7 protein-coding genes and 1 pseudogene are annotated in these 12,990 nt (G+C 74.8%); all 8 read right to left on the bottom strand.

What is annotated here, in order from left to right; genetic code table 11:
* Window positions 1-205 precede the first annotated feature (205 nt).
* Window positions 206-511 carry a hypothetical protein gene (locus tag ACGFYH_RS05615; RefSeq protein ID WP_393801824.1) on the bottom strand — a complete coding sequence of 102 codons (306 nt, stop codon included), beginning with the start codon at window positions 509-511 and terminating at the stop codon, window positions 206-208.
* Window positions 512-593: 82 nt separating this feature from the next.
* Complete coding sequence (locus ACGFYH_RS05610) at window positions 594-2,432, bottom strand: GMC oxidoreductase (protein ID WP_393801823.1); 1,839 nt, start codon at window positions 2,430-2,432, stop codon at window positions 594-596.
* Window positions 2,433-2,484: 52 nt separating this feature from the next.
* Window positions 2,485-4,098, bottom strand: a complete 1,614-nt coding sequence (locus ACGFYH_RS05605; protein ID WP_393801822.1) for a succinic semialdehyde dehydrogenase — start codon at window positions 4,096-4,098, stop codon at window positions 2,485-2,487.
* 206 nt (window positions 4,099-4,304) lie between these two features.
* Window positions 4,305-5,018: pseudogene (locus tag ACGFYH_RS05600) on the bottom strand (serine/threonine-protein kinase); the annotation flags it as partial.
* Entirely contained in the window at window positions 5,018-6,754 is a 1,737-nt protein-coding gene (locus ACGFYH_RS05595) for a serine/threonine-protein kinase (protein ID WP_393801821.1), read from the bottom strand. The pseudogene ACGFYH_RS05600 and the gene ACGFYH_RS05595, both read right to left, overlap by 1 nt.
* A gap of 81 nt (window positions 6,755-6,835) precedes the next feature.
* Window positions 6,836-7,990 (bottom strand): serine/threonine-protein kinase, encoded by a 1,155-nt coding sequence (locus ACGFYH_RS05590; RefSeq protein WP_393801951.1) that lies wholly within the window; start codon window positions 7,988-7,990, stop codon window positions 6,836-6,838.
* A 108-nt stretch (window positions 7,991-8,098) separates the two neighbouring features.
* Window positions 8,099-9,862 (bottom strand): protein kinase, encoded by a 1,764-nt coding sequence (locus tag ACGFYH_RS05585; RefSeq protein ID WP_393801820.1) that lies wholly within the window; start codon window positions 9,860-9,862, stop codon window positions 8,099-8,101.
* A gap of 145 nt (window positions 9,863-10,007) precedes the next feature.
* Window positions 10,008-12,875, bottom strand: a complete 2,868-nt coding sequence (locus ACGFYH_RS05580; protein WP_393801819.1) for a protein kinase — start codon at window positions 12,873-12,875, stop codon at window positions 10,008-10,010.
* Window positions 12,876-12,990 lie beyond the last annotated feature (115 nt).

Genomic DNA, 12,990 nt, shown 5'->3' with positions numbered 1-12,990 from the left:
CCACTCGACCGCACTGCCATTCGAGGCGAGCGACGCAACCCCCCGGCGTCGCTTGCGAGGCACCGGCGCCTCCCTGACGCCTGTGCCGGCCGAGGAAGGGCCCCGTGGCTCCGGCTCCGCGGGGCTCTTCGTCACGCCACCTCCGTGACGCAGGCCACATGAGGATTCCGTGAACACGGGGACAACCCCGCACGGGTTCCACTGATCAAACAGGCATGAAGCCTCGCCGCGCCCTGGCCGCGGCCGCCGCCACGGCAGCGATCGCCCCCGCCGCACTGCTCACGGCCCCGAGAGCCTGTGCCGGCGGCGGCACGACGCCGTCCCCGTCCGCCTCGTCGGACGGCTCCCCGAGCGGGACGGACCCGGCCCCGTCCGCAGGACAGCCGCCGTCCCGGGCCGAGTCGACGAGCGAGACCACGCCCGCTCCCAGCGGCTCGACGAGCACCTCCACCAGCTCGCCGGAGTCCCCGGAGCCCCCGGAGTCCCCGGGCGAAACGGACGACGCGGGCACCCCCGCTCCCGGCGTGACACAGGCTGGGTGAGAGGGGCCCGCACTCGGAGGGGGGTGCGGGCCCCTCTCACCTCTTCCACCGCTACTGCTGGTCCGCCTGCCGCTCCTTCTTCGGCGGCACAGCGGGCACGTCCAGGAACGGAAGCCGCAGCGCGCCGAAGGCCTTCTCCGGGACGGCCGGGAACCTGGGCGCGACGGCGGCCAGGCGTTCGTACGCGGTGCCCTGCGCGGGACGCGGGTCGCTCTCGCCCTTGTTCGGCCAGTACGACATCGCCCGCTCGGCCTGCGCCGTGATGGTCAGGGACGGATTGACCCCCAGGTTGGCCGAGACGGCGGCGCCGTCGACGACGGAGATGCCGGGGTGGCCGTAGAGCCGGTGGTACGGGTCGATGACGCCGGTCTCGCGGGAGGCGCCGATCGGGCAGCCGCCGAGGAAGTGGGCGGTGAGCGGTGTGCCCATCAGCTCGCCGACGTTGGAACCGGCGAAGCCGTTGATCTCCGCGGCGAGTGCGGAGGCGCCCTCGGTCGCGGCCTTGATCTGCCTGGGGTTGGGCGAGCCGTGGCCCTGGCGGGCGGTGAGCAGGCCCTTGCCGACGCCCGTCGGTTTCAGGTGCGTGGCCAGGGAGTTGTCCAGGGACTGCATGACCAGGCCGATGATGGTCCGCTCCGACCACTTGCGGTTGGACAGGGAACGCAGGACCAGCAGGGGATGCCTGGCGGCGTGGCCCAGGAAGCCCAGGACGCGCGACGCGCCCGAGGCGGCCTGCCCGGCGTAGGGGACCTGGAGGATCGACAGGCCGCCCATCGAGTTGGAACCCTTGCCGTAACGCACCGGCTCGATGTGGGTGTTGGCGTCCGGGTGGATCGAGGACGTGATGGCGACGCCGCGCGTGAAGTCGGCGCGTGGGGCGCCGGTGGCGTGGCGGTAGCGCCGGTCGTCGGTCTGGGCGCCGACCAGGGCCTCCGAGTTGGTGCGGGTCAGCTCGCCGAGCCTGTCGGACAGGTGGGGGAGCCGGCCGCCCGCCTTCATGCGGTGCAGCAGGGTCTGGGTGCCGTAGGTGCCGGCGGCGATGACGACCCGGCGGGCGGTGAACGTGCGGCCCGCGGCCTTCTTCCGCCGGTGCGTGGGGAGCGTGGCGATGGCGAAGCCGCCGCGCGAGTCGTCCGTGACGGAGACGACCGTCGTCATCGGGTGGACGACGGCACCGGCCTTCTCGGCGAGGTACAGGTAGTTCTCGTTGAGGGTGTTCTTCGCGCCGTGCCGGCAGCCCGTCATGCACTCCCCGCACTCGTTGCAGGCCTTGCGGTCGGGGCCGGCGCCGCCGAAGTAGGGGTCGGGCACCTGTCGGCCCGGCTCGGCCTTCGCCGTGCCGTCGGCGTCCTCGCCGTCGCCGAAGAAGACGCCGACCGGCGCCATGTGGAAGGTGTCGCCGCAGCCCATCCGCTCGGCGGCGGCCTTCAGGTGCACGTCGGAAGGGGTCATCGTCGGGTTGAGACGGACCCCGAGCATGCGCCGGGCCTGGTCGTAGTACGGAGAAAGTTCCTCCTGCCAGTCGGTGATGTCCCGCCACTGGGGATCGTCGAAGAAGGGCTTCGGCGGCACGTAGAGGGTGTTGGCGTAGTTGAGGGAGCCGCCGCCGACTCCGGCGCCTGCCAGGACCATGACATTGCCGAGCAGGTGGATGCGCTGGATGCCGAACATGCCGAGCCCGGGGGCCCAGAGGTAGTTCTTCAGGTCCCAGGAGTTCTTCGGCAGCGACTCGCGGGTGAAGCGGCGGCCGGCCTCCAGGACGCCGACGCGATAGCCCTTCTCGGTGAGGCGGAGGGCGGACACGGAGCCGCCGAAGCCGGAGCCGACTATGAGGACGTCGTAGTCGTACCCGTTCTCGTCCCGGGTCTTGACGGTCTTCTCCTGCGACACGTGCTCTCCTCGTCGAGAACGGGGTTTCGGGATCGGATCGGGCGGCGGCCGCTCAGCGGAAGCGGAACGCCTTCATCAGACGCAGGCTGCGACTCATGAAGGCCGCGTACTTCTCGTCGTCCATCCCCAGCGACGGCGCCATCGGCAGCAGCCGCTGGTGGGCGACCGTCTGGGCCTCGGTGTACTTGAGGATGCCCTCGGAGCCGTGCCTGCGGCCGAGCCCGGAGTCCTTCATGCCGCCCATCGGGGACTGGACGCTGCCGTAGGCGGAGGCGTAGCCCTCGTTGATGTTGACGGTGCCGGTGCGCAGCCGGGCGGCGAGGGCGCGGCCGCGCCGGGCGTCCTTCGTCCAGACGGAGGAGTTCAGGCCGTACGGCGTGGAGTTGGCGCGCTCGACCGCCTCGTCCTCGGTCCTGAAGCGGTAGACGGAGACGACCGGGCCGAAGGTCTCCTCGGCGCACACGGCCATGGGGGCCGCGACGCCGTCGAGGATGGTCGGCTCGTAGAAGTACGGGCCGATGTCGGGGCGGGCGACCCCGCCGGCGACGAGTTCGGCGCCGCGCTCGACGGCGTCCGCGACGTGCCGCTCGACGGTCTCCAGCTGCCGCTCACCCACCAGGGAGCCCATGTCGGCGCCGTAGGCGAGGGAGGTGCCGAGCCGCATGGCCCGGGTGCGGGCGGCGAAGCGCTCCAGGAAGGCGTCGGCGACGGACTCGTGGACGTAGAGCCGCTCGATGGAGATGCAGAGCTGGCCGGCCGAGGAGAAGCAGCCGCGCACGGCGCCCGCCGCGGCCTTGTCGATGTCGGCGTCCCGCAGGACCAGCATGGCGTTCTTGCCGCCGAGTTCGAGGGAGACGCCGACCAGGCGGTCGGCCGCGCCCCGGGCGACCTCGCGGCCGGTGCGGGTGGAGCCGGTGAAGGAGACGTAGTCGGCGTGCCTGACGACCTCGGGCCCGACGACCGGCCCTTCGCCGAGGACGACCTGGAAGACCTCGGCGGGCAGCCCGGCCTCGATCAGCAGGTCACGGGCCCACAGTGCGGTCAGGCAGGTCTCGGTGTCGGGCTTCATGACGACCGCGTTGCCCGCGACGAAGGCGGGGAGCGCGTCGCCGACGGACAGCTCCAGCGGGTAGTTCCAGGGGGCGATCTGGCCGACGACGCCGCGCGGGTGGCGCAGTTCGGTGACCTTCGTGAGGGTGGGCACGGCGCCGGTGTGCCGCTTGGGCCGCAGGTAGGCGGGCGCCTTGCGGCCGTAGTGCCGGGCGGCGACGGCCACGGCCTGGACCTCCTCGTGGGCGTGCAGCCGGGCCTTGCCGGTCTCCAGCTGGATGAGGTCGAGGATCTCGGCCTGGCGCTCGAGGACCAGGTCGTGGAAGCGCAGCAGGACGGCGGCGCGCTGCCGCACCGGTGTGCGCGCCCACACGGCCTGCGCGGCTCGGGCCCGCTCGAAGGCGCCCGCCACGTCCTCGGGCGTCGACTCGGGCAGGTCGGCCAGCTTCTCGCCGGTGAACGGGGTGTGGTTGGCGGTGCGGCCGGAGCCTGCCACGCCCTTGGTGAGCTGGGCCACCAGCTCGGGCGTGACCACGTCGGCAGCGGTGCGGGCGCCCTCCGGGCTGGGGGCGAGAGGGTTCGTGCCGGTGAGTTCCGGGGCCTGCGCGTCCGTCATGAGCCGCAGGGTATGACGCCGCGAGGGCTTTGTGTACCCGTCGGTAATGGGGATTCACGGTGATTCACCGAGTGCACACATGACGCCAGTGATCGCTGGCAACAAACCCGCTGATCAGGGCGTTACGCGGAAGGGTTTGGCCCAAGTACTTCTTTTCGGCCGGGAGCCGGCCGAAGGTCCCGCGCCTGCCCCTCCACCGCCTCCGGCTGCCCGGCGACCGCCTCCGGCTGCCCGGCGACCGCTTCCAGGTGCCGCGCGACCTCCTCCGCGTCCGGCCGCGCCCCGGCGTCCGGCGCCCGCAGCCGGTCGATCAGCGGGTCCAGCGGCCCGGCAGGCCCGGCCGCGACGGCGCCGTGCAGCAGGACGCCCAGAGACCGCAGGTCGGCCCCGGGCCCGGCGCCCCGGAGGGCCTGTTCGTCCGGCGGGCGGGCGGTGCCGAAGTCGGTGAGGACGACCCGGCCGTGCGGGCCGAGCAGCACGTTGGCGGGCCTGACCGCGCGGTGGACGATGCCGACGGCGTGCGCGGCCCGCAGGGCGCCGAGGACGGCGAGGCCGACGCGGGCGGCCTCGGGCGCGGCCACCGGACCGCGCAGGAGCACGTCGTGCAGGGACTCGCCGGGGACCCACTCCATGACGATCCAGGGCAGTCCGTCGAGTGCGGCCTCCTCGACGACCACGTCGTGGATGCGGACGGCGGCGGGGTGGTCGACGCGGGCGGCGGCCCGGGCCTCGCGGTAGAGGCGGTGGGCGGCCCGGCGGTGGGTCTCGTCCGCCGGGTCACCGGGCAGCCGCGGCCGCTTGACGGCGACTTCGCGCTCCCCGGTCTCGTCGAAACCGCGCCAGACGGTGCCCGACGCGCCCGACCCGACGCGCCGCAGCAGCCGGTAGCGCTCGCCGACCAGCCGGCCCCGGTCTCCCATCAGAGCTCGCCGACCTCCCAGTTGGAGACCACCGTCCGGGCGATCTCCCGTCCCTCGTCGGCGAAGTAGCCCTCGCGGGGGTAGTCGACCGACACCTTGTACATGTCACCGTTGCCGGCCCGGTAGTACAGGATGCGGAACTCACGGGCACGGGGGTTCCGCGGGTCCGCGGTCGTGTACTGGATGGTGTTCTCGGCGGCCTTCCTCCCCTTGTACGTGGTCTCGCCCGGCTCGCCCTCGGGGGCGGGCCTGTCGGCGAAGTTCCAGGAGTACTCGCCGTCCTTGAGCATCTCCCAGTCGGCCCAGGCGTTGGCGCCGGCGGTGTCCGGGATCTCGTTGCCCTTGTCGTCGGCCTTGATGTCCCGGTCCACGACGACGGTGACCGCCCCGCTCGGGTCGGCGAACGTCTCGCTGGTGCCGTCCCAGTCGTCCGGGTGCTTCGCCTTCACGAACTCCGCGGGCACACCCACGCTCATGCCGATCCCGGGGTCGAGCCTCTGCTGCTTCCAGCCCTCCGGCAGGGTGCCCGCGAAGGGGTCCGCGACGACCAGGTACGACGCCACCGCCGCCGCGACGACCACCGCGCCGAGGGTGATCCACGCGTTGCGGCCCAGCCGGACGCCCCAGCGGGACCCCGCACCGGACGGCGCGGAGGCCCCGCCCTGACGGTCCTGCCCGTCCGGCCCCGCGAAACGGACCACCTGGGTGGGCGGCGGCGCGGGCGGGTTCGCGGCGGCGTCCAGCAGGGAGCGGACCCGGGCGGCGTCCGGGCGGCGCGCCGGGTCCTTGTCCAGGAGGCCCGTGATCACCTCGGCCAGCGGGCCCTGCGCGGAGGCGGGCGGCGCGGGCACGGCGTTGAGCACCGACTGGAGGGTGGCGGGGGTGTTGCTGCGGCGGAACGGCGAGACGCCCTCCGTCGCCGCGTACAGCACCACGCCCAGCGACCACAGGTCGCTCGCCGGTCCGGGGCGCTGGCCCAGCACCCGCTCCGGGGCGATGTACTCGGGCGAGCCGACGAAGCCGCCGGTGTCCGTGAGGTTGGTCTCGCCCTCGATCTGCGCGATGCCGAAGTCGGTGAGGACGACCCGGTCGTGCCGGCCGAGCAGTACGTTGTCCGGCTTCACGTCCCGGTGCAGGATGCCGGCGGCGTGCGCGGCCTCCAGCGCGCCGAGCACCTCCAGGCCGATCCTGGCCGCCTCGCGCGCGCCGAGCGTGCCCTCCTGCAGGGCGTCGCCCAGCGAGCGCCCGCGCACGAGTTCCATCACGATCCACGGCTGCCCGTCCACGACCGCCACGTCGTGCACGCCGACCACCGCGGGGTGGTCGAGCCGGGCCGCGGCGCGCGCCTCGCGGCGCATCCGCTCGAACGCGTTGTCCCGTTCGCGTTCGGGAAGGTGATCGGGTAGGCGGGGCTCCTTTACGGCGACCTCGCGGTCCACGGTCTCGTCCTTCGCCCGCCACACCGTGCCCATGCCGCCGTGCCCGAGCCTGGCGAGCAGCCGGTAACGGCCTGCGACGAGCCGCCCGGCACCCGGGTCCGGCGCCGCCGCCGAGGGAGCGGACGACGGGGCGCCCGAAGGAGTCGACGGGGACGCGGGCGACCGCGGCGGCACGACCTGGGCGGGTGCCGCGTACGGGTGGCCCGGATGCGGCACCGCGGCGGGCTGACGCGGCGGTTGCAGCGCGAAACTCGTCGGCTCGTCCGCCTCGCTGAGTGGTCCCCCGTTGCTGCTCATGGCTCCATCAATATCGCGCCGGGCGCGTCCGTTTCCACCGCCGGTGCGCGGTGGTCACAGACCCGTGACGCGGGGTGCCGCTTATCTCCTGTTTGGGTCGCCCGCGGGGGACTGGGCGACGGGTGGCGAGGCCGTCCCGGAAGCGGACGCAGGCGCGGACGCGGACGCAGGCGCGGACGCGGACGGCGGCGTCCGCTCCGTCGTCGGCGTCGCGGGCACCGAGCTCGTCGGCGTACCGCCCCCGTCGCCGCCTCCGTCCGCCAGCAGTGCGGCCGCGGAGATGCCCGCGCCCGCCGCCACGACGACCAGCAGCACCGCCGTGAACACGCTCCGCTTCACGCTCCGTCTCGCGCGCCGTGGCCCGCCGGACCCGGGCGCCGTGGGCGTCGCGGGCGTACGGCCAGTGCCGAGGTACGCGCGCAGCATCCCCTCCGCGGACGCCGCGTCCAGCCGCCGTCGCGGATCGCGTTCCAGCAGCCCCCGTACGACCGGGAGGAGCGGCCCGGCCTGCGCGGGCGGGCGGATCTCCTCGGTGACCACGGCGTGCAGGACACCACCCAGCGAGTCGCGGTGGAAAGGGGACGCGCCGCTGAGGATCGCGCACAGCAGCACACCCAGCGACCACAGGTCGGACTCCGGCCCGGTCCCGGCACCGGACATCCGCTCCGGGGCGGTGTACTCGGGGGAACCGACGAAGGAGCCGCTCTCGGTGAGCGTGGTGGCGCCCGCGACCTGGGCGACGCCGAAGTCGGTGAGGACGACCCTGCCGTCCTCGGCGATCAGCACGTTCGACGGCTTGACGTCCCGGTGCAGGATGCCGGCCGTGTGGGCCGTGCGCAGGGCGTCGAGCAGGGCGATGCCGATGCGCGCGGCCTCGGCGGCGTCGACCGGGCCGCGGCTGAGGACCCGGTCGGCGAGCGAGCCGCCGTCGACCAGTTCCATGACCATGTACGCCCGTTCGTCGTCCTCGACGACGTCGTGCACGACGATGACGTGCGGGTGCCGCAACTGCGCGACCGCGCGGGCCTCGCGCAGGGTGCGCCCGCGGCGGCGCCGGGCCTCGGCCGCGGAGAGGCTCTCGTCGAGGGGGAGCGCCTTCACGGCCACTTCCCGGGCGAGCAGCTGGTCGGTGGCCCGCCACACGATGCCCATGCCGCCGTGGCCGATCCGCTCATGGAGCCGGTAACGGCCCGCGATGACGCGCCCGCCCGCCCCCTCGGTCACCATGCGCCCCATCATGCCCCACCGGACGCACCGGCTCCGGGCCGCTGTCACCCGGGTGGCCGACAACCGACGGGCGGGCGGGCGCCGTTGTGCAGGCCGCCGGCCGTCGTGCGGCACGGGTCAGCCGGTCTTCTCCCGCCAGCTCTGGAGCACCGCATTGAACTGCCGTTGCGTGGCCGGCCACTCACTCGCCGGTCCCGACATGTTGAGGGCGTACTCGACGCCGTCCCGGGACATGTACGTCTGCGACACGGCACGACGCGGGCCCGGGAAGGCGGTGTCCTTCGCCAGCGCGGTCCAGGTGTACGACCACCGGGAGCTGTCGCGGTCGCGGTAGCCGGCGCGTTCCAGGGTGACGCGCCTGTAGTCGACCAGCCGCTGGAGGAGCTGCGCGTCCAGGTCCCGCTGGTGCGCGTACGGGTCGTCGTAGTCGGGCGCGGTGTCGACGGATATGCGCAGGACGTGCTCGCCGCCGTCGGGGGTGTAGTCGATCTGCCGGAGTTCGCCGCTGTCGCCGTCGAAGTCCGTCCGCTGCCAGTCCTTGGGCAGGTAGAGGCTGAAACCCAACGGGTCTTCGCGGCGCACCCAGCCGGCCGGAACGGAGCCGCCCGGGCCCTCGCCGGTCGTGGCCGAGGCGGAGGCGGAGGCGGACGGCGAGCGGGTGGGGTCCGGGCCCGCCGACGAGCCGTCCCCGTCGCGTTGTTGCAGCACAACGGCGGTACCGGCACCGATGAGCGCGGCGAGGGCGACGACTGCGGCGAAGGTGCGCAGGCGGCCGCGCCGGGGGCGTCCGGCAACGCCCGCGTACGGCGGTCCGGCGGGCCCGTGCCCCGTCGCCGTGGGACCGGTCGGGAAGGGGCCGGCCCCGGTGTGCCCGGGCGCCGGGTGGCCCCCCGCCGCGTGACCCGTGGTGTGACCGGCGGCCGTCGGGCCGACCGCCGCCGGGCCGGTCACCGGCGGGTAGGGCGTCCCGCTGGCCGTGCCCGCCGGGCCGTGGTGGAGGGTGTCGCCCTGGCGCGGCGGGCCCGCGTGCCGGGTGGTCGGCACATATGCCTGGGCCGCGTCCGGGCGCCGTCCCTCGGCCGCCTGGGCGAGCAGGTGCTCGGCCTCGGTCGCATCCGGCCGCGCGGCCGGGTCCTTGCGCAGCAGGGCGCTGATGACGGGCGCGAGCGCACCGGCGTACCGGGCCTCGCCCGCCTCCTCCTCGACGACCGCCTGCATGGTGGTCAGCGGCGAGGTGCGGCGGAACGGCGACCTGCCCTCCACCGCCGTGTAAAGGGTCGCGCCGAGCGCCCACAGGTCGGACGCGGGGCCGGGATCGTGGCCGCGGACGCGCTCGGGCGCGAGGTAGTCGACGGAACCGACGACCTCTCCGGTCCGGGTGATGGTGGAGTCGCCCTCGATCTGCGCGATGCCGAAGTCGGTGAGCAGCACCCGGCCGTCGTCGGCGAGCAGCACGTTGCCGGGCTTGACGTCGCGGTGCAGGACACCGGCGGTGTGCGCGGCGCGCAGGGCCCGCAGCACCCACAGGCCGACACGGGCCGCCTCCCGCGGGTCGACCCGCTCCTCCGCCCCGACCGCGTCGGCCAGCGAGCGGCCCTCGACCAGCTCCATCACGATCCACGGCCGACCGTCGTGTTCGAGTACGTCGTGCACGGTGACGACGGCCGAGTGGTTGATCCGCGCCGCCGCGCGCGCCTCGCCCCGGGTGCGCGCCAGGAGTATCGCCTGGTCGCTCTCCGAGACGTAGAGCGCGGCGGTCAACTCCTTGATGGCGACGCTCCGGTGCAGCACCTCGTCGTGTGCGCGCCACACCCGGCCCATGCCGCCGCTGCCGATGGCTTCCCCGAGCCGGTAGCGTCCCGCGACGAGCCGGCCCTGCATCTGATTCACGTTGCCCCGCAATGGTCTTGTCAGGGTCAGACTAGGGACCGGCTCCCGTCCGGGGAACGGGTGGGGTGGTATGGAAACCCCTCTGTGACGGTTGTCGCTTTCCGTGACGGCAGGCAACCATCGGGCCGAACTGCCGTCAGCCTGTGTACTGGTAGGTGGCCGAGGCCTGTTCGAACAGCCGGGTCACCTCGTCACGCTCCGCCTCCGGGCCGCGTACCTGCACCACGTGGTAGCGGCCGTCGATCAGGATGGCGACGTTGCGCACGTACAACTCGCCGCCGTCGGCTCCGGTCCAGGTGAACTGCCCCTCCGCCATGGCCCGTCCGCCGACCTCGATGGTCTTCAGGCCGCTGGAGGTGGCCCAGCTGGAGGCACGGTACGACGCCAACTCCGGCTCGCTGTCGCGCTGGTAGGTCATCGGGTCGTCGCCGAACTCGGAGGCGCGGTCACGGCCCGGGACGACGACGAGCTCGAAGTCGCCCTTGCCGTAGACGACCTGGCCGCTGCCGTTGCGGGGCGTGCGCTTCCAGTTCTCGGCCACGGCGACGCCGAAGCCCTCCGGGTCCTTGCGCAGGGTGAACCCGTCGGCGACGTTGGACTGCGTCTCGGTGGAGCCGCCCGCCGTCCGCGAGGCGCCGGGGCCGGGCTCCGGCGACGTCCGGTCCGGCCGGGGCTCGCTGCCGGCGTCCGGTGACGTCGCGGGCGGTGCCTGGCTCGCCTCACCGGCCGCGCCGGTCCGGTCGGCGGTGCCCGAGCCGTTCGTGTCGCCCTTCGGCATGAAGAACATGGCGTACGCGACCGCGCCGGCCATCGCCAGCAGTATCAGCAGGAGCAGTGTCCGTCCGAGGCCGCGCGGGGAGCGGTCGGGCTCCGGCCTGCCCCGCTTGTGGCGTCCGTGGTGCGCGGGCAGCCCGGCTCGCCGCCTGCGCACCAGCTCGCCGCGGCGGCGCACGATGGGCAGGCGGCCGGTCTCGGCGGGCGGCGCGGCGATGACGTGCAGGCCCGCCTCCGGCTCGGGCGCGGAGCGCACCAGTGAGCGCAGCCAGCCACTCAGTTCCTCGAAGTCGATGCGCTCGGTGGGGTCCTGGCGCAGCAGCGACTCCACGACCGGCCGCAGCGGCCCGCACTCCTCCGCGAACGCCGGTGGCTCCGCGCACACGAGCTGCACCAGCTCGGCGGTCGACTCCTCCGGGTAGGGCGCGTGTCCCTGTACGGCGCGAAAGAGCAGCGCGCCCAGGGCCCACAGGTCGGTGGCGGGGCCGATGGGCGCGGCCAGCTGCCAGTTCTCGTGCACCGGACCGGCCTGTTCCGGCGCCCAGCGCTCGGTCACCGGCCCGACCACGGCCATCCGTGTCTGCCGGGCCCGCTCGGCGTCGAGCGCGGTGGCCGGACCGCGCGGCGCGGGGGCGCGGGCGACCAGGTCGTCCCAGCGCGCGGCGGTCCCGCGCTCCCGCGGCGGTCCCGCGGGGTCGGCCGCTTCCTCCTGCCACGCGCCGGGCCGGGCCCGCCCGGCCACCGGGCCCGTCGCGTCGGCCGCCGGACCACCGGCGAGGCGGGGGGTGGGAAGCGCCCGGTCGCCGAGGGCACGGGGCGTGGAAGACGCCGGATCGCCTGAGGTACGGGGCGTGGCGTCGTACCAGGAGGCCGTGCCCACGCCGTAGGGGTCGGTGATCTGCCCGGGTGGGAGGGCGGCGCCGGGCAGCGCGGCGTGACCGAGTCCGTCGCCGAACTCCGGGGCGCCGGACACGACGTCGGGCACGGCGTCCCGCGCGGTCCCTTCCGCCTCGACGCCGTGGCCGGGACGACGTGCCCCACCGGAGGCGGAGCCGTGCGGCGCCGGGCCGGGACCCTCACCGTACGGACCGTGCGATGCCGCACCGGAACCCCCACCGTACGCAGCGCCCGATGCCGCACCGGAACCCTCACCGTACGCAGCGCCGGCTGCCTCGCCGGGGTCACCGGCCCGTGACGCGTCGTCGGGGGCGGGGCGGGCGCCCGGCAGGGCCGCACGGCCGTTCTGGGCCTCCTGGATGCGGGCGGCGGCCCGGGAACCGGCACGGTACGCGGCGATCGCACCGGCACGGGCGGCGCGGGCGTCACCGCCGGCGTCCAGCGACGCGGGCGCGAGTCCGGCGGGGGCTCCGCCCGGCTCCCGGCCTCCGGGCCCCGGGAGCCCGCCGACGTCGCGCGCCTCGATGGCGGCCCGCCGGGCGGCCTCGGGGTCGGCGTCGCCGGGAGCGAAGACGCCGGTCCGGGCCCCACCACCGCCCGGCGCCCCGGCGCCGCCGCCGGGACCGCGCGTTTCGGTCCCGGCGCCGCCGCCGGGGCCGGAGGTTCGGTCCGGACCGGCCGCGGTGTCGGGTTCCTCGTCGGGCGGGGGCACCGGGTCGTACCCGCACAGCGCCTCCTCCGCCGCGCCGACCGCCAGGCCGGTCAGCATCACCCGTCCGTCGTCGCAGACGAGCACGGTGCGCGCGGTGATGTTGCGGTGCACCCACCCGTACATGTGCAGCACCCGCAGCGCCAGCAGGACGTCGGAGGCCACCTCGGCCGCCCGGTACGGCGTCAGGGCCTGCTCGGCGAGCAGCGCGGCCAGCGGCCTCGCGGCGACCAGCTCGCTGACGATCCACAGCGAACCGCCCTCGGCGAAGACGTCGAAGACCTGGTCGAGGCGCGGATGGTCGGGCACGGCCGCCGCGGCCTGCGCCGCCTCGACGGCACGCCGTACCACCGGATCGGCCGGCCGCCTGGGTCCACCGCCCGCCGCCGGTGACCGCCTGCCCGGGCGCCGGACGCCGCCCTCGCGGGCCGTGAAGCCGTCGGGCAGGCCGTCCGCGTCGAGCACCTCGGCCTCGACGACCTCCGGCAACGGCACCTGGCGGACCAGGACTTCCTGCCCGCTGTAGGTGTCGAAGGCCCGGGTCTCGGTGAGTTCGTACTCGTCGGAGGGCGGCAGGGGCAGGCGGTAGCGGTCGGCGAGTACCCGTCCCGCGTAGTCGTCCACGTCGCCACCCCCGGCAGCCGTCGGTCAATTCCGTTCGTCCGGCGGGCCGTTCCGGCTGCGTACGGTCCGCAACCACTCACGATACGTGCCGCGGGCAACCCGCAAAGAGCTGATG

It is taken from the genome of Streptomyces sp. NPDC048392 (assembly GCF_043200575.1).
In the GTDB taxonomy this organism is placed as follows: domain Bacteria; phylum Actinomycetota; class Actinomycetes; order Streptomycetales; family Streptomycetaceae; genus Streptomyces.
Note: the sequence above shows the minus strand (reverse complement) of the source record. Positions and strands in the feature narration are given on the sequence as shown.

Bases quoted from the DNA above. Each gene is read 5' to 3' on its own strand.
- ACGFYH_RS05595 (WP_393801821.1), bottom strand. From the start codon at position 6,754: ATGAGCAGCAACGGGGGACCACTCAGCGAGGCGGACGAGCCGACGAGT.
- ACGFYH_RS05585 (WP_393801820.1), bottom strand. From the start codon at position 9,862: ATGCAGGGCCGGCTCGTCGCGGGACGCTACCGGCTCGGGGAAGCCATC.
- ACGFYH_RS05605 (WP_393801822.1), bottom strand. From the start codon at position 4,098: ATGACGGACGCGCAGGCCCCGGAACTCACCGGCACGAACCCTCTCGCC.
- ACGFYH_RS05590 (WP_393801951.1), bottom strand. From the start codon at position 7,990: ATGGGGCGCATGGTGACCGAGGGGGCGGGCGGGCGCGTCATCGCGGGC.